Here is a 22,611-nt window from a genome sequence, read left to right on the forward strand (position 1 = left end):
TGGACCGTCTGTTAATACAGGCAGTGTATTGTCTGCAAGGGTCCAGGTACCGTCACCATTGTTGGTCGCTGGATAGTCTGTGCCATCAACATTCACCACCACAGTCGCAGTCGGATCGTTCACTGTACCGGTTAACTCAGGTGTACTGTCATTGGTCAATACATCGTTAAGTGCTACTGTCGGCGCAACCGCATCAACCACAGCTGTTGCTGGGCCTGATGTATTGCCAGCAGGATCTTGTGTTACTGCTGTTACCGTATCGCCATCATTTAAGCCTGGGTTTGGCACAGTCCAAGTACCATCCGGTCCTGCTACAACACTTGCTGTACTACCGTCAGGATAAGTCACTGTTACTGTTGAACCAGGTTCTGCTGTACCTGTAATTGGGTCTGTCCCGTTAACCGGGTCGATCACTGGTGCTGCTGGAGCAGCTGTATCAACTGTCACGACAGCTGTATCACTACCCACATTGCCTGCTGCATCTGTTGCAGTCACGGTAATGGTATGTGGGCCATCGGTTAATGCAGGCAGTGTATTGTCTGCAAGCGTCCAGGTGCCGTCACCATTGTTGACTGCCGGATAGTCTGTGCCATCAACATTCACCACCACAGTCGCAGTCGGATCGTTCACTGTACCGGTTAACTCAGGTGTACTGTCATTGGTCAATACATCGTTAAGTGCTACTGTCGGCGCAACCGCATCAACCACAGCTGTTGCTGGGCCTGATGTATTGCCAGCAGGATCTTCTGTTACTGCTGTTACCGTATCGCCATCATTTAAGCCTGGGTTTGGCACAGTCCAAGTACCATCCGGTCCTGCTACAACACTTGCTGTACTACCATCAGGATAAGTCACTGTTACTGTTGAACCAGGCTCTGCTGTACCCGTAATCGGGTCTGTCCCATTCACCGGGTCAATCACTGGCACATTCGGTGCAGTGGTATCTACTGTATAAATTTGTGTATCGTTAACTGTGCTGCTATTACCTGCTGCATCAGTGAAGGTTACTTTGGCATCAATGGTTTTATCTGCATCAGCAACTAAACCACTACCTGGTACACTTACAGTCCATGTACCTGCTGCACTGTCTACAGTTGCAGTATAGGTTTGACCATTAATAACAACAGTAACGACTGTATTCGTCGCATCTGCCGGAACATTTTTCAAGACACCTGTAATGGTGACATTACCGGATGCCTCTGAGGCATTAATCACGTTGTCAGATGTTACCGAATCAATCGCAAAATTTACTGATCCTGTATTTGGTGCTGCAGTATCCACTGTCACGACAGCAGTATCGCTACCCACGTTGCCTGCTGCATCTGTCGCAGTCACGGTAATGGTATGTGGACCGTCTGTTAATACAGGCAGTGTATTGTCTGCAAGGGTCCAGGTGCCGTCACCATTGTTGGTCGCTGGATAGTTCACACCATCTACTGTCACCACCACAGTCGCAGTCGGATCGTTCACTGTACCAGTGAGGGCTGGTGTACTGTCATTGGTTAATAGATCATTAAGAGCGACTGTCGGTGCAAGCGCATCCACAACACCTGTTGCAGGTCCTGATGTATTGCCTGCAGGATCTGTTGTAACTGCCGTTACCGTGTCACCATTATTTAAGCCTGGGTTCGGCACAGTCCAACTACCATCCGGTCCTGCTACAACGCTTGCTGTACTACCGTCAGGATAAGTCACTGTTACTGTTGAACCAGGTTCTGCTGTACCTGTAATCGGGTCTGTCCCGTTAACCGGGTCAATCACTGGCACATTCGGTGCAGTGGTATCCACTGTCACGACAGCAGTATCGCTACCCACGTTGCCTGCTGCATCTGTCGCAGTCACGGTAATGGTATGTGGACCGTCAGTTAATACAGGCAAGGTATTGTCTGCAAGCGTCCAGGTACCGTCACCATTGTTGGTCGCTGGATAGTTCACACCATCCACTGTCACCACAACGGTTGCAGTTGGGTCACTTACCGTACCTGTTAAAGGCGGTGTACTGTCATTAGTTAATAGATCATTAAGAGCGACTGTCGGTGCAACTGTATCAACAATAGCAGTCCCTGGTCCGGAAGTATTGCCAGCAGGATCTGTTGCTACTGCTGTTACCGTGTCTCCATCTTTAAGATCACCTGGATTATCTACTGACCATGTACCATCTGGTCCCGCAACCACAGTTGTACTCGTTCCATCAGGATAAGTCACCGTTACTGTTGAACCAGGTTCTGCTGTACCCGTAATTGGGTCTGTCCCATTCACAGGGTCAATTACTGGTGCATTTGGCGCTGTGGTATCTACTGTATAAGTTTGCGTATCTTTAACAGTGCTGCTATTACCTGCTGCATCTGTAAACGTTACAGTAGCATCAATAGTTTGATCTGGATCTGCTTTTAAACCACTACCCGGTACACTTACACTCCATGTACCCGCATCCTTATTTACTATCGCATTATAAGTCACACCATTGATTACAACGGTCACAACAGTATTTGCTGCATCTGCTGGAATGTTTTTCAAAATACCAGTAATCGTGACATTACCTGCTGCTTCTGAGGCATTAAGTACATTATCAGATGTAACTGAATTAACAGAGAAAGTTACCCCATCTGTATTTGGTGGAGTAGTATCGGTAGGTGTTGAAGAGTCATTATTACTATCATGGTTCGATGCTGCTGCGATAATACCACCCGCAACTAATGGGATAGCCCACAGCCATGGGTTTATGCCGCCATCGTGATAAAGCAATGGTTCAATTGAAGAAATAGGCTGATAAATGACATCAGACACCAACTCTTGTGGTGCCTCTGCTGGTAAAGCAGCTGGTAAATCTTCAGCTACGAGTGCTTGTGGCTCAACATCACTGTCGGCATCCGCGTCTGCGTCCGCGTCCGCGTCTGCATCATTTTCAGCATCTTTGAATTTTGCCCAGATTAACTGTCCATTTTCGTCTTGAAAAACAAGGCTGTTATCTTTAGGCTCAGCTGTTCCACTAAAAAAACCTTCAATAACAATTGTCTCGCCATTTTTAAGGCGAATGACTGCATTGGTTCCCTCCCTATTCACTACCAATACATCACTGGCAGCCACTTTTACCAATACAACCGATGCTTCTGTAAGCGATGCGGAAGTTCCCTTGATGGTTGACAAGGTGTCGTGACTATCCTTGGCAATAATTTGTATTTCAGGCATATCTGTATTCCTTTTATATTATTGATTTAAATGATTTTTTGTATAATTCTTTTTACTTAATGTTTTCAAGTTTTTGACCTACAACTTAAAAACATTAAGTAATGTGATCATTTTTACATTAACCACTTTAAAATAAAAAAAACAAATACTAAAGTACCTAAAGAAAAAATTTTAATTAATAGAAATTATATATAAGTCTTCTTTGAGTTTATCTTGTGTTAATTTAATGGAAAATTTCTTTAAATGTTTTATATATAAAACAAATTTCTTTTTTTATATTTACCATTTGTTGAAATGTCATTTAATTAAAATATTCATATAACAATTATTAATATCTTAATAAAATAAAATATATTATTAATGATATATATAGAAAAAAAAGGCTTTAGGTAATATTTCACTATTACACTAAAACCTAATTTATAAATCTTTTATAAAATTTAAAACCGCAAATATTTAGAAATTATCCGGGCTCTCAAATCGTTTTACTTCTTGTAACTTATTTGGGTCATGCATCGTTGCAATTCCATCTTCAGTTTTTTGATCAACCAGAATATCCGGGTTAAAAACGGTAATTGTTTCTCTACCTAGAGCATCCTCACCAACAATATATTGAAAGCCTCTTCGATTCATCTTATGACACAATCGTTGATAGAGACCTTTTAAGCCTTCGGTTTCTTCATTCGGATTGTAATAGAAAGCATTCATCACAGCTGGTAAACCCAGACCACATACAATGCCTGATAACAACACACTAATAAAAGTATAGCCAATCAGGATACTGCTATAAGGACTTAATGCAGGAATATTGGCAACCGCCAAAATCAATGCAAGTGAAATCCCCCCTCGCACCCCACCCCAAGATAAAATGGTTAAACTACCATTATAACTTTTCATTTTCCGCATATTCGGGAAAAAGGCGAAAGCCATGAAGTTGGCTGCAAAGCGAGAGATATGTAGGATAAAGAACGCAACAATACCGCCTAAAATTAGGCTAAAGTTTAAATCTAGAATAAATAACTCTAGACCAATTAAAGTAAACAGAAATGAGTTGATGATTCCTTCTACGGTATGCCAAAAATGATTAACTTCTTGAATCTCTCGCTCTTCTCGTATTTCTTTCCATTTGTTCCCAACAATTAAACCACCTATTACACAGGCAATCGGTGCTGATGCATGGGCAAACAAAGCCACTAAATATGCTCCACTCGCAAGCAAAGCTGTTGTCAAAATCAGGGACTCCATTTCGTGTTTACCACGTAATAGACGCAACACCCCTACCCCAAATGCCCAACCAATCCCGACTGCAACAACAATTTCATAGAGTAGAGCTTCTAGTGTCGCCATCAACGAGAAATGTTCACCCTGTAAAACATTAAGCAAAGTCATAAACAATGCAATACACATTGCATCATTAAAGAGTGACTCACCTTCCAGCTTAACGATCAAATGATGCGGTGCACGAATCGAACTAAGTACACCTTTAATACCAATAGGGTCTGTTGCCCCTAAAGCTGCACCTAAAAGTAAAAGCACCAGAATTGGCACATGATATCCAACCAGTAATTGGAACCCGTAGAGCAATCCACCAAATAAAACGGCGCAAATGACTAATGCAATGGTGGCCAAAATACTAATTTGCTTCCAGTAACTTTTTAAATCAGAAATTTTAAATTTAAGTGCTGAAGAAGTTAAAATAAAACAAATGACACCATTAATTAAAAAATCATAAAAATCGATATGGCGCACGGCTTCTTCAATATTATGAATATTAATGGTAATAAACTGGTTACCGTTTAGTAGGCTTGCGCCCCATTGCAAAATAAAGACAAAAATTGCTGAGACCAGCGGCACACCAATAGCCTGAGGAAAACCTAAAATGCGCTTATTGAAGATCGTGGTTGCGATTGATAGCGCAAAAACCACTGTGAATGCTTGTAGTAGAAAAAAATTACCCATGAATACCCTTCTTCTGGGTCAACGACCAAATAAGAGAAACTTTGTTAGATCGACCAAACTTAATAAAAAACTGGCATGAAGAATGCCACAATCATAAAAACAGAAATTAGGACACAAGTTTAACGAATTGATTGAACAATCTATCACTCTGTTAAATTTCTTAACATTATTTATAGTTATGATCTAAAAAAACGGATGAGCTTCTTAAATATGTTTAACAAGACTCATCCTAGAAAAGATTAAACTGGATTGTTAAAAGTATCGCATTGGTTAATATCGCCAGTTTTTAAACCAACCTGAAACCAGTGCATTCGCTGTTCACTACTACCATGCGTAAAGCTATCTGGAACAACCTGACCAGTTGAGCGTTTCTGTAAATAATCATCTCCAATTTTTTGAGCAGCATCCATCGCTTCTTCAATATCACCTTGCTCTAAAAATTGAGTACGTTGCTGATTATGACTCGCCCAAATACCCGCTAAACAATCAGCTTGCAATTCTTGGCGAACGGATAATTGATTACCTTCTCTTTGACTCGCTTGTGCACGGGCTTGTTGAACTTGTGAGGAAATACCAAGCAAGGTTTGAACATGGTGCCCTACCTCATGTGCAACCACATAAGCTTGAGCAAAATCGCCTGCCTGATCTTGTCTTGAAAGTTCAGTTTGGTTTTGCTCACCAGAAATTCCCATTTGCTGACGCATATCTTTAAAGAATTCTGTATCGATATAAACCTTTTGGTCTGCTGGACAATAAAATGGTCCCATTGCAGATTGAGCAGTACCGCATCCAGATTGAATCATTCCACTAAATAGCACCAATCTTGGTGGCGTATATGTTTTACCTAACTGTTTAAATATAGGAGTCCACGTATCCTCTGTATCAGCCAAAACAGTTCCAACAAAATCAGAGGCTTCTTTTTGCTCGGGTGTTAAACTTTCTGGTGCAGTTGCATTTGACTGCTGTGATGCAGTGACTTGCTGAGTTGCCTGATAAGCTTGTTGTGGATCAACCCCAAAAAACTTCCACGCAACAAATGCAACAACCAAACCAATAATGCTGATACCACCTGCTCTAACACCGCCACCACCTCGACGGTCTTCCACATTGGTACTAATTCGACGACCTTTCCAGCGCATAATTTCCCTCTTATTTTAGAATGGCATCATGAACCCGATGCTTTTTTTGGCCACATTTTTTGTATTAAACTCACAATTAATAGAACAATTGCACCTGCAACCAGTCCTATTCCAAAATTAATCAGTGTCGGTGTTAAAGCACCAATAATATTGCCTACTGCTGGTATCGTTTCTACATGGTCCACTGTGTTTTCAGTTAAGTGATGAAGTAGTGGAATCGTATGATTAATAATTCCGCCACCAACTAAGAACATTGCAATGGTGCCTACGATTGAAAGTAGTTTCATTAAAATAGGTGCAAAAGCTAATAAACCTCGACCTATAGTTTGCTTGAATGAGGTAGTTTGCTTAGTTAAATATAATCCCAAATCATCAATCTTAACAATCATGCCAACTAAGCCATAAACACCAATTGTCATAACAATAGCAATAATACTAAGTACGCTTACCTTAGTCATTAAACTGGCTGTAGCTACGGTACCTAAAGAAATAACAACAATTTCAGCTGATAAAATAAAATCTGTTCGAACAGCTCCTTTTACTTTTTCTTTTTCAAAATTTGCTAAATCTAATTCTTCACTATCAAATTCTGCTTTTGCTTCTTCTGATGTAGATGGTTTTTTATGCATAATGGTATGAAGAACTTTCTCCACCCCCTCATAACACAAAAATAAACCTCCCAACATTAATAGCGGATTAATCAGCCAAGGCGCAACCACACTAATCAACAAAGCCAAAGGAACTAAAATAAGTTTATTAACAAATGAGCCTTTAGCCACTTTCCAAACAATAGGTATTTCACGATCTGCACGCACACCTGTAACTTGTTGCGCATTTAAAGCCAAATCATCGCCTAAAACACCAGCAGTTTTCTTTGCTGCCATTTTGCTCATTAAAGCAACATCATCTAAAATTGTTGCAATATCATCTAGTAATAAAAGTAAGCCACTTGCCATTTCTTATCCAAGTTTGTATTTATTAGGCTATTGTAAGATGATTTTTTTCAATTTCTGTAATTTTACTGAATAAATTCACAATATTATTTTAAGAAAAGTTTAACCAATCGCTGACGAATTTTTTTTATTTCCCGTACAATAATGCCAATCTTTTATATTGCAGGGCTTACTACCCCTGATTAAGCCAATAAGACAGTGGAATAAATAATGAGTAATGTTGATCAGCGTCCAATTATTTTGACAGGCGACCGCCCAACCGGACAACTTCATCTTGGGCATTTTGTCGGTTCTTTGCGTTCTCGTGTAGGTTTACAGGATAGCCATCATCAACATCTCTTGTTAGCAGATGCACAAGCCCTAACAGACAATGCAGATAACCCAGATAAAGTCCGTCGCAATATTTTGGAAGTTGCTCTAGATTATTTAGCTGTAGGCATTGATCCAACAAAAACCACGATTTGCGTACAATCATGCTTACCAGCATTGAATGAGCTTACTATGCTCTATCTTAACTTCGTGACGGTTGCACGCTTAGAGCGTAACCCGACCATTAAGTCTGAGATTCAAATGCGCGGTTTTGAGCGTGACATTCCGGCTGGTTTCCTCTGCTACCCTGTTGCACAAGCGGCAGACATTACTGCTTTTAAAGCGACTGTGGTTCCAGTGGGTGAAGATCAAATTCCAATGATTGAACAAACCAATGAAATCGTACGTCGAGTAAACCGTCAGATTGGCCAAGACCTTTTACCTGAATGTAAAGCTTTGCTTTCAAATATGGCACGCTTACCTGGTTTTGATGGCAAGGCAAAAATGTCTAAATCATTAGGTAATACCATTGTTTTAAATGCGTCTGATAAAGACATTAAAAAAGCTGTAAATGCGATGTATACCGACCCAAATCATCTTCGCATTGAAGATCCAGGTCAGGTTGAAGGAAATATTGTATTTACTTACTTAGATGCATTTGATCCAAATAAAGAAGAAGTTGAAGAGTTAAAAGCACACTATCGTCGCGGTGGTTTAGGTGATGGAACTGTTAAGAAACGCCTTGAAGGTGTTTTGAAGGAATTAATCAGCCCTATCCGTGAACGTCGTGAAGAACTAGCTAAAGATCCTGACTACATTATGGATGTTTTACGTCAAGGTACAGATAAGTGTCGTCTTATTACTCAACAAACCTTAGATGAAGTTAAAGATGGTTTAGGATTATTTAAATTCTAATTCCTTTGAAATCTAAAAGCCCTTAGGGGCTTTTTTTATGCTTATTTTATTCATAGCATAATTTTTTAGAATTACTAATGTATTGACGACTATTCACATGCTTTTACCCTATTAACTTGAAGTAACACTTATTAACGCTAATAGCGATGAAGAATTTCTTAACTATCTCTATTATTCATCATGTAGGTTACATGATATGAACCTCACGACATTTCTCCTTAAACCGAAACTGTTTTTACAGATTCGTTGTTCTACGCAATGATCACCCCAATCATTGCGTATTTTTTTGCCTATAATAATGTTGGCAATTTAGGTTGAAATTCAACCGAATTATAATAATGCTTCTGTTGAAAATTCTCAAACTTCTTTGTCTGATCAAGTGGTGAATAGCGCGCTACGCTATCGCTCACAAGCGCCTTTGATTGATAACTTAATGAATGGATTGGGCTTACAAGGTAGTGATGGCAATGGTTTGACTCAAGGGTTGAAACCAAAAGCTAAGTAAGGGTGATACACTCTGTTTAGTACTCCTATTTCAATGTAGACCGAAATGCTAAATGTCCGATCTACAATTTTCATCTTCCGTTTCACCCATTCCTATGGTGAAAATGAGTAATTAGATACCAAGTTCAGTATAAAGTTAGTAAAATATCAAATAGGGCATCTCTACCCTTGAATTAAATCACGCATTGAAAAAGTATAACGAAACAGATGCCCAACGTTTAATAAGAGAGGTGCTGACTACTAGCGACCTCTCTTATTAAACGTAAGGGAATAAGCTTTATGGACTAGAAGCTGGTAGTAAAGAAATTTGTTTAAGAGACTCGCGTTTTGCCCCAAGTTCGCGAAGCTTTTCCATAAAACTAGATTCTTTTATTGGTAGACCATCAATGATTTTCCCTACTTCAGCGTTGATGATAGCAGCAACAATCAATCCACCGATTGCTCCCCCTGCAGCGCCAGCTCCTGCGGCTTGACCGTAGCTCACATTTCCTGAGGAAAAGTTCTTATCAATTATGGCGCCAGTAGCACCTCCTACTGCGCCAGCTGTGGTAAAGGATACTAGACTAACCTTATGGGATGCAGATTCTTTAGTATAAGCTAGAGTATTACACGTCACATTGTCAGATGGAACTTCAACAGGTACTGCCTTTGTTGTGAAGTAGCGATAAATTTTGACTGGCTCCTTAGGGTCTTTTGGTAAGTAAAAGCCACCGTCAGTTGCTGCAGGTTGTCCTGGTATTGATGGATAGCCTGGGCTTCGAATTGAAATACTACCAGGTGCCCCTCGAAAGAATGTGCCCTTTTCATCTATCTTTTCTGACCAATATGGCCCTCTTTCTAGACGGGTGGTCCACTCCACATTGAGTGGACCATAGAGCCCTGTAGTTGAAAGAGGCTCTTTGAGGAAAATACAAGTAAGTTCAACTGGTGTCTGTAACTTTTCTGGATTTGTGGCACACCCCGAAATTAAAGTGCAAAAGAGAATCACACTAGATATTTTCACATACATGACGATTGCCTTTGTCATTGATATTTTTTGTAAGGATACAACTAGTCTACTAGATTTTTTTTAGTAGACTAAGTCCATGAATACTCCAATTATATTTCCCAGTAAAAAACCAATATCTCCATTGGGGTTTTAAGATTAAAATCTAATGAATGAGGCTAAACATTTCTCTTTAAAAGGGAATATTTATAAGCAATTGAATATTAAATTATTCATGAAAATTAGTATTAGTCATAAGGCTCTTCTTTTTCATCTTAAAGAATAAAAATAGACAATATATGGAATTTAAATATCATTCAGAAAAATTAATATCATTTCATTTTAATAAAAAACCCCAATGTCTCCATTGGGGTTTTTTTTAAAGATCAAAATCTAACGAATTAAGCTAAACCTTTCTCTTTTAAAACTTGCAACATGGTTGAACCAAGTTCAGCTGGGCTACGAGTGTAAGCCATTCCCGCGCGTTCAAATGCAGCGAATTTCTCTTCAGCAGTACCTTGACCACCAGAAATGATCGCACCAGCGTGACCCATACGCTTACCTTTAGGTGCAGTTACACCAGCAATGTAACCTACTACAGGCTTAGTCACGTTAGATTTGATGAATTCAGCAGCTTCTTCTTCCGCTGTACCACCGATCTCACCGATCATGATGATTGCATCAGTATCTGGATCGTCTTGGAACAATTGAAGAGCTTCGATTTGGTTCATACCTGGGATTGGGTCACCACCAATACCGATACAAGTAGACTGACCTAAACCAAGCTTAGTTGTTTGAGCAACAGCTTCATAAGTCAATGTACCTGAACGCGAGATGATACCAATACGACCTGGTTGGTGAATGTGACCAGGCATAATACCAATCTTACATTCACCTGGAGTGATCACGCCTGGGCAGTTAGGACCAACTAAACGAGTACCGTTACCGTTAGTTTCTAAGTAGCGTTTTGCTTTAAGCATGTCGATTGTTGGAACACCTTCAGTGATCACAACGATTAGGCCAACACCTGAATCAACCGCTTCAACGATAGAATCTAAAACGAATGGAGCTGGTACATAAATTACAGATGCATCTGCATTTGTTTCACGTACAGCTTCTTTCATTGTGTTGAATACTGGTAGGTCAAGGTGAGTAGTACCACCTTTACCTGGAGTAACACCACCAACAACTTTTGTACCGTAGTCTAAAGCTTGTGCAGAGTGGAAAGTACCGTTTTTACCAGTAAAACCTTGTACCAATACTTTAGTGTCTTTATTAATTAATACGCTCATGATTGATACTCCCCTTACGCTTTAACTGCAGCTACAACTTTTTCTGCGGCATCAGACAAGCCGTTCGCAGAAATTAATTTCAAACCAGATTCATCAAGTAATTTAGCACCTAACTCAGCGTTGTTACCTTCTAAACGAACAACAACTGGAACAGTTACGTTTACTTCTTGAACCGCTGCAATAATCGCTTCAGCAATCATGTCACAACGTACGATACCACCGAAGATGTTAATTAAAACACCTTGTACAGATGTATCAGCAAGGATAATTTTGAACGCTTCGATTACGCGCTCTTTAGTTGCACCGCCACCAACGTCAAGGAAGTTTGCAGGCTGGCCACCATAAAGTTTAATGATGTCCATAGTTGCCATTGCAAGACCAGCACCGTTAACCATACAACCGATGTTACCTTCTAAAGCAACATAGTTAAGATCAAATTCAGATGCTTTTAATTCACGCTCATTCTCTTGAGATTTGTCACGTAAAGCAGCAACTTTAGGTAAACGGTAAAGCGCATTAGAGTCGATACCAACTTTTGCATCTACACATAAAATATCGCCATTTTCACGAACTGAAAGTGGGTTAATTTCGAATAATGCAAAGTCATTTTCTACAAATGCTTGGTAAGCAGCAGCCATAATTTTAACAAATTGGCTGATTTGCTTGTCTTTCAAACCTAAAGCAAACGCAACTTCGCGCGCTTGGAATGGTTGTAAGCCAACTAATGGATCAACTTCAACTTTGATAATTTTTTCTGGAGTTTCTTCTGCAACTTTCTCGATTTCTACACCACCTTCTGTAGAAGCCATGAAAGTAATACGACGGCTAGAACGGTCTACAACCGCGCCCAAGTAAAGCTCACGCTCAACTGGGTATACGTCTTCAGCAACAATAATGCTGTTTACTGGTTGACCATTTGCATCTGTTTGATACGTTACAAGACGAGTACCAATAATGTTATTTGCAAACTCGATAACATCTTCTTTAGATTTTGCAACTTTAACGCCACCAGCCTTACCACGACCACCAGCATGAACTTGCGCTTTCATTACAGCGAATTTACCACCAAGCTGTTCGAATGCAGCAACTGCTTCGTCTGCATTGGTTGCCAAGATACCTTCTTGTACCGGCATACCATATTCTTTCAATAACGCTTTAGCTTGATACTCATGTAAGTTCATTTAGTTACCTACTTAACTTTGTTTGTTGTCTTCAATTTGCGCAACATTCTCATGTTGTATATGCAAATTGCTGTCTACCTCTATCACCTTGATGTTTTTTTAATCACACCATCAAATGTGAAAAAGAGCGGAGAACCGCTCTTTATTTTATTTACGCTTACGTTGAATCGCGTGAATTGCACGACCATCTACAGCAAGTGCAGCTTCATGAACAACTTCAGAGAATGTTGGATGACCAAATGTCATTAACTGAAGATCTTCAACAGAAGATACAAATTCAAGAGCGATCATACCTTGGTGTACGATATCAGATGCAGCAGGTCCAATGACATGCATACCTAATAAACGGTCAGTTTTTGCATCAGCAACAAACTTAACAAAACCAGCACCTTCACCCGCTGCTAAAGCACGACCATTTACAGCAAAACCGAATTGACCAGTTTTAACTTCATGACCTTTTTCTTTAGCTTGTTCTTCAGTTAAACCAACCCATGCCGCTTCCGGATGTGTATAGATAACAGAAATGATCGTGTCGTAGTTCACTTGAGCTGCATGACCGTGGATACGTTCAACAGCCATTACACCTTCTTCCATTGCTTTATGAGCAAGCATTGGACCGCGAACCAAGTCACCAATCGCATATACACCTTCTACAGAAGTTGCACAGTAATCGTTTACTTCAACTAGACCACGTTCAGTCAATTTAATGCCTGAATCATCAGCTAATAAACCTTCTGCATAAGCTTTACGGCCTACACAAACGATTAATTTGTCAAAAGTCTGAGTTTTTTCTTCGCCACCTTGAGTGTATTTAACAGTCACTTCACGACCATTAACTTCAGTACCAGCAACTTTAGCGCCAATACGAATATCAAGACCTTGCTTAGTTAAAAGTTTTTGGTAGTCTTTTGCCAAAGCTTTATCAGCCATTGGTAAAAATGCATCCATTGCTTCAAATACAACAACTTCAGCACCAAGACGACGCCAAACTGAACCAAGTTCTAAACCGATTACACCAGCACCAATAACACCTAAACGTTTAGGTACTTCTGGGAAGTTTAATGCGCCAGTTGAATCAACAATAATATCTTGATCTACAGGAGCTACTGGAATATTTACAGGTACAGAACCAGACGCAAGAATTACATATTTAGGTTCTAAAACTTGAGTCTCACCTTCGTGTGAAACAAACTCAACTTTTTTACCAGCAAGTAATTTACCAGTACCTTTTAACCACTCAATACCATTGCCTTTAAGCAATTGATCGATACCACCAGTTAATTGGTCAACAATTTTGTCTTTACGAGCAAGAAGCTTAGCAAGATCAAAATTCACTTCACCTGTAGTAATACCGTGATCAGCTAAATGATGCACTGTATCTTCATAACGATGTGAAGAGTCAAGTAATGCTTTAGAAGGGATACAACCTACGTTTAAGCATGTACCACCTAAAGATGGCTTACCGTTGTGAATACGTTTTTCGATACAAGCGACTTTAAAACCTAGTTGAGCAGCACGAATTGCAGCTTCATAACCACCAGGACCACCGCCAATAACAACAAGATCAAATTGTTGAGACATTGTTTATCTCCATGGTCCGAGATAGAGGATCACTCTATCTCGGTAATATTATTCGAAGAAATTAAAGATCAAGGATGAGTTTAGCTGGCTCTTCTAACAATTCTTTGATTGCTACCAAGAAACCTACTGCTTCTTTACCATCGATCATACGGTGGTCATAAGAAAGTGCTAAATACATCATTGGCAAGATTTCAACTTGACCATTTACAGCCATAGGACGCTCTTGGATTTTGTGCATACCCAAGATACCAGTTTGGGGCTGATTCAAAATTGGAGTTGAAAGTAATGAACCGAAAGTACCACCGTTAGTAATAGTGAAAGTACCGCCAGTCATTTCTTCGATAGATAATTTACCGTCACGTGCTTTAGCAGCATAAGCACCAATACCAGCTTCAACTTCTGCGTAGCTCATACGATCAGTATCACGTAATACTGGTACAACAAGACCACGATCAGAAGATACTGCAACACCGATGTCATAGTAACCGTGATAAACAATATCGTCGCCATCAATTGACGCATTTACCGCAGGATAGCGTTTAAGTGCTTCAGTTACAGCTTTAACAAAGAATGACATGAAGCCCAAACGAGCGCCATGGCGTTTTTCAAACGCATCTTTATATTGCTTACGCAATTCCATGATTGGCTTCATGTTAACTTCGTTAAATGTAGTTAACATTGCAGTTTCTTGAGTTGCAGAAAGAAGACGCTCAGCTACACGCTTACGTAAACGAGTCATTGGAACGCGTTTTTCGATGCGCTCACCAACAGCTACGCTTAACGGAGTAACGTTAGCAGCTGGTTTAGCTTGATGGTTTGCTACATCTTCTTTAGTGATACGACCACCGCGACCAGTACCTTGTACGTCAGCAGCAGCAATACCTGTTTCAGACAAAGCTTTACGAACTGCAGGAGCTTGACCAGATACAGCTTCAGTGCGCTCAACAACAGGAGCTGCACCAGCTTGAGTTTGAGCAACTTCTTGCTCTACTGCAGGAGCAGCTGCCGCACCAGCACCAGCTTCAAACTGAGCAATCACTTCGTCAGAAAGAACTGTATCGCCTTCACCTTTAATGATTGCAACTAAGCTACCATCTGCAGGAGCAACCACTTCTAAAACAACTTTGTCGGTTTCAATATCACAGATCACTTCGTCACGTGATACAGGTTCACCCACCTTTTTGTGCCAAGTTGCGATGGTTCCATCTGCAACAGACTCTGGGAATACCGGTGCTTTAATTTCGGTTGCCATTATTGAGAATCTCCTGATTGTTCAGCTTCGATTGCCAATGCATCATTAATTAGCTGAGCTTGTTGTTTTGCATGCAAGTACGGTGAGCCACAAGCTGGTGCAGCAGAAGCTTCACGACCTGCAAAACTGATACGGATTTGTTTGCCAGATTTTAAGATATCGTCGTATAAACGCGGTGCGATAAATAACCAAGCGCCTTGGTTCTTCGGCTCTTCTTGTGCCCAAACAAGTTCTTTCACGTTTGGATATGCAGCTAAGATTTCCGCAAGACGTTGTTCTGGGTATGGATATAACTGTTCAATACGTACAATTGCGACGTTAGTTAAGTTTTGTTCACGACGTTTTTCGAGTAAGTCGTAATAAACTTTACCACCACAAAGTACAAGACGAGTTACATCTGACTTGTTAATTTGGTCGATTTCGTCAATTACAGTTTGGAATGAACCATTTGCAAGCTCTTCTAAAGTAGAAGTAGCAAGTTTATGACGAAGTAAAGATTTCGGTGACATTACGATCAATGGCTTACGAATTGGGCGTACAGCTTGACGACGTAATGCATGGAAAATCTGTGCAGGTGTCGTTGGAGTGATCACTTGCATGTTATCTTCAGCACATAACTGTAAGAAACGTTCTAAACGAGCTGATGAATGCTCTGGACCTTGACCTTCGAAACCGTGTGGTAACAACATTGTTAAACCACAAACTCGTTCCCACTTAGTCTCGCCAGAAGCAATGAACTGGTCAATTACAACCTGAGCACAGTTTACGAAGTCACCAAATTGTGCTTCCCAAATAATTAAGCTCTTAGGAATTGTAGTTGCATAACCATATTCAAATGCAAGAACCGCTTCTTCAGATAATAAAGAATCGTAAATTGCAAAACGAGGCTGGTTTTCTTTAACGTGACAAAGTGGAATATACGTTGAACCATCTACCTGATTATGCAATTTTGCATGACGGTGCGAGAATGTACCACGCCCAACGTCTTCACCAGTAATACGAACAAGGTAATCTTCATCGATCAAGGTTGCGTAAGCTAAAGTTTCAGCAGCACCCCAGTTCAATGCAGTTTCACCAGTTTGCATTTTCACACGGTCTTCAATTACTTTTTGCACTTGACGCTGCATAACAAATCCTTCCGGAAGTTTGCTCATGCCCTCGCCTAATTCTTTTAAGCGATTTAAGTCAAATGAAGTATCCCAATCGTCTGTATAGTCATGGCCTAAATAAGGTGTCCAATCAACAAACATTTTTGTATTTGGTTCAAGCACTAAAGCGTTTGCCACATGGTTTCCGGCTTCTAAATCTGCACGGTAATCTTCAACCATTTGGTCTGCTTCAGCACGATCAATTATTTTGTTTTGAACAAGTTGATCTGCATAGAGTGTACGAGTTGTTGCTTTTTTAGCAATCACTTGATACATCAATGGTTGTGTACCAGACGGCTCATCTGCTTCGTTATGACCACGACGACGGTAACAGAACAAGTCAAGTACTACGTCTTTACGGAATTCGTGACGGAAATCATGTGCTAATTGAGTAGCAAAGATTACTGCTTCAGGATCATCGCCATTTACATGGAAAATTGGCGTCTGAATCATTTTTGCAACGTCAGTACAATATTCAGTAGAACGCGCATCACGTGGATCAGAAGTTGTAAAACCAACTTGGTTGTTCACGATAATGTGTACAGTACCACCAACCGTATAGCCACGAGTTTGTGACATCTGGAAGGTTTCCATGTTCACACCTTGACCTGCAAATGCAGCATCACCGTGAACAATCACTGGTAATACATCATCACCGCCGATGTCTCTACGACGCACTTGACGTGCACGCACAGAACCTTCAACTACAGGACCAACGATTTCCAAGTGAGATGGGTTAAATGCTAATGCCAAGTGAACTTCGCCACCAGGAGTCATTACATTACTTGAGAAACCTTGATGGTATTTAACGTCGCCAGAACCTTTCTTATGAATAGCTTTACCTTCAAACTCGCCAAACAAGTCTGCAGGGTTTTTACCCATAATATTAACAAGAAGGTTTAAACGGCCACGGTGTGGCATACCAATAACAACTTCTTTACAACCAACAGCACCAGCACGTTGAATGATTTCATTCACCATAGGAATAAAAGATTCACCACCTTCTACACCAAAGCGCTTAGCACCAACGTATTTATTGCCTAGGTATTTTTCAAGTCCTTCTGCAGCCGTTAAACGCTCCAGGAACCCTTTCTTTTGATCATTTGTAAAATTAAGCTGACCACGAACACTTTCAAGACGTTGTTGAATCCAACGCTTTTCTTTTGTGTCCACGATATGCATATATTCAACACCGATTGAACCACAATAGATTGCTTCCATTGCTTCAATCATTTCAGCAAGCGTCGCTTCGCTCTTACCGATCTCAAGATTACCGGTATTGAATACTGTGTCTAGATCTGATTTGGTTAAACCGTGAGCTGAAAGCTCTAAATCTGGAATCTCTTCACGCTTAGCAAGACCTAATGGATCTAACTTAGCTTTTTGATGTCCGCGATTACGATAAGCAGCAATAAGTTGTAAAACGCCAATTTGACGACGTTCATGCTCAGTACTTACCGTACTTTGTACAACAGGTTGAACACGATTAGCATTACGTCCTAGTAATAGGAATTGCTCACGCACAGCGCCGTGTGGTTGGTCACCCTTTGGATATTTATCGAAATATTGGCGCCAGTCCTCAGCTACAGAGGTTGGGGAAGACAGGTACTGCTCGTAAAGTTCTTCAATATACGCTGCACTATCAGCGGAAAGTTCAGTGTCAAGACGCAATGCGTCAGCAACTTCTTGCATTTGTGGACCCATTTCCTATTGCAAAAAATATTACAGGCTGCCTTTTAAGCACACCCATGATGCATAATGCCAAATTGGTAAAAAAGGCATTACTTACCCAACAGGTCTTTACGACCATGGGGCGTCATACTACCTAGAGAGGAAACTCCATAGGTAATTAATGAATCACAACACCCTCAATGGCATCATCACTCACCTTATACTCGATTAAAACCGAGCAATTTTTTGCAAATCTTTTTAGAAAAATTAACTTTAAAATTAACTTTTCTAAAATGACTTTAACCATAAAAATTAAGCACAGATCTAAGATTGTGCTACTTAAATTAATTTCACTAGTATACGCTTTTTTCACCTATAACTTTGTGGCAAATCGTATCATGTTCTTAACGAACGATTGATTTTTTTGACACATACCACCTATAAATTGGCGAAATACATATGCGATTTTATCTTTTAATATATGGTGCAATATATAAAAACCTCATCTTTTTCGACCAAAGTCTAAAGTTTACATTATAAAGTTAAAAAAAAACGCACATCAAGGATGTGCGTTCTCTATTTGTGCAGAATTAACCCGCTTGATCTAATAGCATATTACGGATGTGACCGATTGCTTTTGTAGGGTTTAGACCTTTAGGACATACTGACACACAGTTCATGATACCTTTACAACGGAACAAACTGAATGGATCGTCAAGACGAGCCAAACGGTCTGCAGTTGCAGTATCACGAGAATCGATAATAAAACGGTATGCATTCAACAAAGCTGAAGGACCCAAGAACTTGTCAGGGTTCCACCAGAATGATGGACATGAAGTTGAACAACATGCACAAAGAATACATTCATACAAACCGTTTAAGTGTTCACGCTCTTCAGGAGATTGTAAACGCTCTTTAGGTGGAGCTGGCTGGTTATTGATCAAGAATGGCTGAATCTTGTCATATTGATCATAGAATTGGTTCATATCAACAACCAAATCTTTAACTACCGGCAAACCTGGTAATGGACGAATTACGATTTTCTCTGGTAAATCATTTAGGTTTTCTAGACAAGCCAAACCATTTTTACCATTGATATTCACACCATCCGAACCACAAATACCTTCACGGCAAGAGCGACGGAATGTTAACGTTTCGTCTTGAACTTTCAATGCAAGCAATGCATCAAGCAACATACGGTGCTTATCAGTCAATTCAAGCTTGAAAGTTTGCATGTACGGCGCTTTATCCTTATCAGGATCATAGCGGTAGATTTCGAATGTACGAGTACCTCTACTCATCTTTATACTCCCGATTAGAATGTACGTGGTGCTGGCGGAATTGCATCAACAGTCAACGGTTTGAAGCGCACTGGCTTATATTCCAAACGGTTATCTGATGAATACCATAACGTATGTTTCATCCACTCATCATCACGGCGACCGTATGAATAAGTTGGGTGATCAGCTGGTAATTCATAATCAACTACAGTATGTGCACCACGACACTCTTTACGCGCAGCAGCTGAAATTAGAGTTGCTTTTGCAACTTCATACAAGTTTTCAACCTCAAGCGCTTCAACACGTGCAGTGTTAAATACTCTAGATTTATCTTTTAAGTGGATATTACGCACACGTGGCTCAAGAGCAAGGATCTCTTTTACACCCTTATCAAGCAATGCTTGAGTACGGAATACACCAGCGTGATCTTGAACGATATCACGAATTGCATCAGCAACTTCTTGAGCATTTTCACCAGAAGTTGACTCATCCAACTTACGTACGCGAGCGAGTGTTTGCCCTAATACATCTGTTGGAAGAGGTGCATATTCATCACCATGATGCTTAGTTACGTAATCGATAATGTGCTCACCAGCAGCCTTACCAAATACAACCAAGTCAAGAAGTGAGTTAGTACCTAAACGGTTTGCACCATGTACTGATACACAAGAACATTCGCCAATTGCATAGAAACCTTTTACAGGTTTAGTGTAGTTGTCTGTACCCGCTTCAGGTAAGCACACTTGACCATGCATATTCGTAGGAATACCACCCATTTGATAATGGATTGTTGGTACTACAGGAATCGCTTCTTTTGTAATGTCAACGTTCGCGAATTTTTTACCAATCTCAAATACAGATGGTAAACGCTTCATGATTGTATCAGCGCCCAAGTGAGTCATATCAAGTAAGATATAATCACCTTTTGGACCACAACCACGACCTTCTTTAATTTCTTGGTCCATAGAGCGTGAAACGAAGTCACGTGGAGCCAAGTCTTTTAAAGTCGGTGCATAACGTTCCATGAACGGTTCGCCGTCTTTATTACGAAGGATTGCACCTTCACCACGACAACCTTCAGTCAACAATACACCAGCGCCCGCAACACCCGTTGGGTGGAATTGCCAGAATTCCATATCTTGCAATGGAATACCAGCACGAGCAGCCATACCAAGACCGTCACCAGTGTTGATATAAGCATTTGTTGATGCACGGTAAACACGACCAGCACCACCAGTAGCAAATAATGTCGCTTTTGCTTGGAATACTGAAATGTTACCAGTTTCTTGGTCAATTGCTGTTACACCAAGAACATCACCAGCTTCGTTACGAATCAAATCAAGAGCGATCCACTCAACGAAGAATTGAGTACCCATTTTCACGTTGCTTTGATAAAGCGTGTGCAATAATGCATGACCTGTACGGTCCGCAGCAGCACAAGCACGTGGAACTGGTTTATCACCATAGTTAGCAGAGTGACCACCGAACGGACGTTGGTAAATTGTACCATCAGCGTTACGGTCAAACGGCATACCCATGTGTTCAAGTTCATATACAACTTTTGGTGCTTCACGACACATAAATTCAATTGCGTCTTGGTCACCTAACCAGTCAGAACCTTTTACTGTATCGTAAAAATGGAAATGCCAGTTATCTTCTTGCATATTACCTAACGACGCACCGATACCACCTTGAGCAGCTACAGTGTGCGAACGTGTTGGGAAAACTTTAGTGAGTACTGCAACTTTCAAACCTGCTTGAGCAAGTTGGTAAGATGCACGCATACCAGAACCACCACCACCAACGATAACTGCATCGAAAGTGAGGTTTTGAATATTTGAATAATCTTCTTTAGGGGTTATCGCGCCCATGATGTCTTCCTATCAATTCGCCCAGAAAATCTGGATACCCCAGATTGCGTACACAAACACTGCAATAATGACAGCCGTCGTCAGTACAAGGCGTAAACCTTTCGCTGAAGGACCCATTTGACGAGTAGTGACATAGTCAGTAAAAACTTGCCACATACCAATCCATGCGTGTGCGATAAGCGATAAAATTGCCAATAAAGAGAAAATCTTCATTGGTAATGTCATCATGAAACCAGCCCATTGTTGATAGTCAAATCCACCTTTGCAGAGAATCCAACCCAAAAGAACAACAGTATAGGCTGCAAGCACAACCGCACTTACACGCTGGATAAACCAATCACGAGAACCTGAACCAGTTAAACCTGTAGCACTTTTCATTAGAACATAATCCATATAAAGGCTGCGATAATAGCTACCACAGATAAGATCAATGAAATTGTCGCTGCTATACGACCACTTTGCAGTTCTTCAGCAAAACCTAAATCTGCAAGTAAGTGCTTTACTCCAGCAATAAAGTGGAATAACAAGCCGGCTACAAATACCCAAACGATAAAACGTACAAGGATATTTCCAAACACGACATTTTTAACGTAGTCAAATCCTTCTGGTGAAGATAATGATTTATCTAAAATCCATAATAGAACTGGTACTAATAAGAAAACGATGACACCTGATAAACGGTGTAAAATTGATGCAATAGCCACGGGTGAGCGTAAATTTACCGCTAACACCTGACCCATGGACAAATTGACAGGTCTGTTGCTTTTCACAGCGGGCATCCTGTAGGTAGAAACTCCGACCGGAGTTTGTTGAATTAATTCCAAGGAAAGCTGGCATTGTTAGGCAAGCACAGCTCATGCCTAACCTATAAACGACACTGAATTATAAAACGCGAAGTATCAAAATACAAACAATCCACTTTACCATTTAAGCAAAAAACAATTAAATAAGAATCATTAACAATGATATCACCCTGTTAACCCTATTAAAATCGCATGTAGAGTTCCATCATGTTATTGTTTAAAATAACTTTTTATTTAATTTTATTTTTTCTGCAATTTCTTTTAAATAAGCAAATTTTAGACTAAAGATAAAGTCATAAATTCATCATATAAATAGAAAAATGTTAGTAACTGCTCATATTTTCAATAAAAGCTACAATTCAACTAAGTGAAGTTAGTTGGATTCAATACAAATCAGTCAATCTAAAATACATTTGAGAAAGCAATTTTTATTGAAAATAAAATTTTTAATTATTTTAAAGCTGTTCAATTAGCTATTTTTTATACAATTAAACTTAAAAAAACATCAACATTCTTTGTTACAACTAAATAAAAATAGAGTTTTTTTTGATTAGCAATTTTAAATTAGGCCATGAGTTT

The 22,611-nt window shown here is 40.1% G+C and carries 16 protein-coding genes and 2 pseudogenes; 3 read left to right on the top strand and 15 right to left on the bottom strand.

Translation table 11 applies throughout. The features are described from left to right. The 4 genes from AC1PJP_RS09500 to AC1PJP_RS09515 all read right to left on the bottom strand — a co-directional run. A partial coding sequence (locus AC1PJP_RS09500) for an Ig-like domain-containing protein (RefSeq protein WP_479766886.1) occupies positions 1–3,189 on the bottom strand: 3,189 nt, incomplete at its 3' end. Positions 3,190–3,645: 456 nt separating this feature from the next. Further along, a complete protein-coding gene (locus tag AC1PJP_RS09505) occupies positions 3,646–5,148 on the bottom strand; it encodes a cation:proton antiporter (protein ID WP_004789435.1) in 1,503 nt (500 codons plus the stop codon). 239 nt (positions 5,149–5,387) lie between these two features. Beyond that, entirely contained in the window at positions 5,388–6,287 is a 900-nt protein-coding gene (ypfJ, locus tag AC1PJP_RS09510) for a KPN_02809 family neutral zinc metallopeptidase (protein WP_005310083.1), read from the bottom strand. A gap of 26 nt (positions 6,288–6,313) precedes the next feature. Then, positions 6,314–7,243 (bottom strand): DUF808 domain-containing protein, encoded by a 930-nt coding sequence (locus AC1PJP_RS09515; protein WP_013196985.1) that lies wholly within the window; start codon positions 7,241–7,243, stop codon positions 6,314–6,316. A gap of 207 nt (positions 7,244–7,450) precedes the next feature. On the opposite strand from AC1PJP_RS09515, the gene trpS reads away from it, so the two are divergent. Then, positions 7,451–8,464: a tryptophan--tRNA ligase gene (trpS, locus tag AC1PJP_RS09520; protein ID WP_004789430.1), complete on the top strand. Its 1,014-nt coding sequence runs from the start codon at positions 7,451–7,453 to the stop codon at positions 8,462–8,464. A 343-nt stretch (positions 8,465–8,807) separates the two neighbouring features. Continuing rightward, positions 8,808–8,969, top strand: a pseudogene (locus AC1PJP_RS09525) (flotillin domain-containing protein); the annotation flags it as partial. Positions 8,970–9,245: 276 nt separating this feature from the next. On the opposite strand, the gene AC1PJP_RS09530 reads toward AC1PJP_RS09525, so the two are convergent. The 11 genes from AC1PJP_RS09530 to sdhC all read right to left on the bottom strand — a co-directional run bounded on the left by AC1PJP_RS09530 (position 9,246) and on the right by sdhC (position 22,008). Next, positions 9,246–9,977 carry a hypothetical protein gene (locus AC1PJP_RS09530; RefSeq protein WP_479766887.1) on the bottom strand — a complete coding sequence of 244 codons (732 nt, stop codon included), beginning with the start codon at positions 9,975–9,977 and terminating at the stop codon, positions 9,246–9,248. A 377-nt stretch (positions 9,978–10,354) separates the two neighbouring features. Beyond that, positions 10,355–11,245 carry a succinate--CoA ligase subunit alpha gene (gene sucD, locus AC1PJP_RS09535; protein WP_003655479.1) on the bottom strand — a complete coding sequence of 297 codons (891 nt, stop codon included), beginning with the start codon at positions 11,243–11,245 and terminating at the stop codon, positions 10,355–10,357. A 14-nt stretch (positions 11,246–11,259) separates the two neighbouring features. Next, entirely contained in the window at positions 11,260–12,426 is a 1,167-nt protein-coding gene (sucC, locus tag AC1PJP_RS09540) for an ADP-forming succinate--CoA ligase subunit beta (protein ID WP_003655470.1), read from the bottom strand. 147 nt (positions 12,427–12,573) lie between these two features. Beyond that, positions 12,574–14,007, bottom strand: coding sequence for a dihydrolipoyl dehydrogenase (lpdA, locus tag AC1PJP_RS09545; RefSeq protein ID WP_005310073.1), 1,434 nt, complete (start codon positions 14,005–14,007; stop codon positions 12,574–12,576). Between the two features lie 61 nt (positions 14,008–14,068). Next, positions 14,069–15,259 (bottom strand): 2-oxoglutarate dehydrogenase complex dihydrolipoyllysine-residue succinyltransferase, encoded by a 1,191-nt coding sequence (gene odhB / locus AC1PJP_RS09550; protein ID WP_004789424.1) that lies wholly within the window; start codon positions 15,257–15,259, stop codon positions 14,069–14,071. Then, positions 15,259–18,099 carry a 2-oxoglutarate dehydrogenase E1 component gene (locus AC1PJP_RS09555; protein ID WP_479766908.1) on the bottom strand — a complete coding sequence of 947 codons (2,841 nt, stop codon included), beginning with the start codon at positions 18,097–18,099 and terminating at the stop codon, positions 15,259–15,261. Before AC1PJP_RS09555 ends, odhB begins: the two co-directional genes overlap by 1 nt. A gap of 157 nt (positions 18,100–18,256) precedes the next feature. Beyond that, positions 18,257–18,385, bottom strand: a complete 129-nt coding sequence (locus tag AC1PJP_RS09560; protein WP_002116082.1) for a hypothetical protein — start codon at positions 18,383–18,385, stop codon at positions 18,257–18,259. A 283-nt stretch (positions 18,386–18,668) separates the two neighbouring features. After that, on the bottom strand, positions 18,669–19,379 hold the full coding sequence (locus tag AC1PJP_RS09565; RefSeq protein WP_005310066.1) for a succinate dehydrogenase iron-sulfur subunit: 711 nt from the start codon (positions 19,377–19,379) through the stop codon (positions 18,669–18,671). A gap of 14 nt (positions 19,380–19,393) precedes the next feature. Then, entirely contained in the window at positions 19,394–21,229 is a 1,836-nt protein-coding gene (gene sdhA, locus AC1PJP_RS09570) for a succinate dehydrogenase flavoprotein subunit (protein ID WP_199988263.1), read from the bottom strand. 12 nt (positions 21,230–21,241) lie between these two features. Further along, positions 21,242–21,607: a succinate dehydrogenase, hydrophobic membrane anchor protein gene (gene sdhD, locus AC1PJP_RS09575; RefSeq protein WP_003655454.1), complete on the bottom strand. Its 366-nt coding sequence runs from the start codon at positions 21,605–21,607 to the stop codon at positions 21,242–21,244. Next, complete coding sequence (gene sdhC, locus AC1PJP_RS09580) at positions 21,607–22,008, bottom strand: succinate dehydrogenase, cytochrome b556 subunit (protein WP_081399112.1); 402 nt, start codon at positions 22,006–22,008, stop codon at positions 21,607–21,609. The genes sdhD and sdhC overlap by 1 nt, the downstream gene beginning before the upstream one ends. A 497-nt stretch (positions 22,009–22,505) precedes the next feature. On the opposite strand from sdhC, the pseudogene AC1PJP_RS09585 reads away from it, so the two are divergent. Next, positions 22,506–22,586 (top strand): annotated as a pseudogene (locus tag AC1PJP_RS09585) (hypothetical protein); the annotation flags it as partial. Between the last annotated feature and the right edge of the window lie 25 nt (positions 22,587–22,611).

This window comes from Acinetobacter sp. V116_7 (assembly GCF_056735735.1).

Coding starts and splice junctions, on each gene's coding strand:
- AC1PJP_RS09505 (WP_004789435.1), bottom strand. CDS start 5,148: ATGGGTAATTTTTTTCTACTACAAGCATTCACAGTGGTTTTTGCGCTA.
- ypfJ (WP_005310083.1), bottom strand. CDS start 6,287: ATGCGCTGGAAAGGTCGTCGAATTAGTACCAATGTGGAAGACCGTCGA.
- AC1PJP_RS09515 (WP_013196985.1), bottom strand. CDS start 7,243: ATGGCAAGTGGCTTACTTTTATTACTAGATGATATTGCAACAATTTTA.
- trpS (WP_004789430.1), top strand. CDS start 7,451: ATGAGTAATGTTGATCAGCGTCCAATTATTTTGACAGGCGACCGCCCA.
- AC1PJP_RS09530 (WP_479766887.1), bottom strand. CDS start 9,977: ATGTATGTGAAAATATCTAGTGTGATTCTCTTTTGCACTTTAATTTCG.
- sucD (WP_003655479.1), bottom strand. CDS start 11,245: ATGAGCGTATTAATTAATAAAGACACTAAAGTATTGGTACAAGGTTTT.
- sucC (WP_003655470.1), bottom strand. CDS start 12,426: ATGAACTTACATGAGTATCAAGCTAAAGCGTTATTGAAAGAATATGGT.
- lpdA (WP_005310073.1), bottom strand. CDS start 14,007: ATGTCTCAACAATTTGATCTTGTTGTTATTGGCGGTGGTCCTGGTGGT.
- odhB (WP_004789424.1), bottom strand. CDS start 15,259: ATGGCAACCGAAATTAAAGCACCGGTATTCCCAGAGTCTGTTGCAGAT.
- AC1PJP_RS09555 (WP_479766908.1), bottom strand. CDS start 18,099: ATGCAAGAAGTTGCTGACGCATTGCGTCTTGACACTGAACTTTCCGCT.
- AC1PJP_RS09560 (WP_002116082.1), bottom strand. CDS start 18,385: ATGGTTAAAGTCATTTTAGAAAAGTTAATTTTAAAGTTAATTTTTCTA.
- AC1PJP_RS09565 (WP_005310066.1), bottom strand. CDS start 19,379: ATGAGTAGAGGTACTCGTACATTCGAAATCTACCGCTATGATCCTGAT.
- sdhA (WP_199988263.1), bottom strand. CDS start 21,229: ATGGGCGCGATAACCCCTAAAGAAGATTATTCAAATATTCAAAACCTC.
- sdhD (WP_003655454.1), bottom strand. CDS start 21,607: ATGAAAAGTGCTACAGGTTTAACTGGTTCAGGTTCTCGTGATTGGTTT.
- sdhC (WP_081399112.1), bottom strand. CDS start 22,008: ATGCCCGCTGTGAAAAGCAACAGACCTGTCAATTTGTCCATGGGTCAG.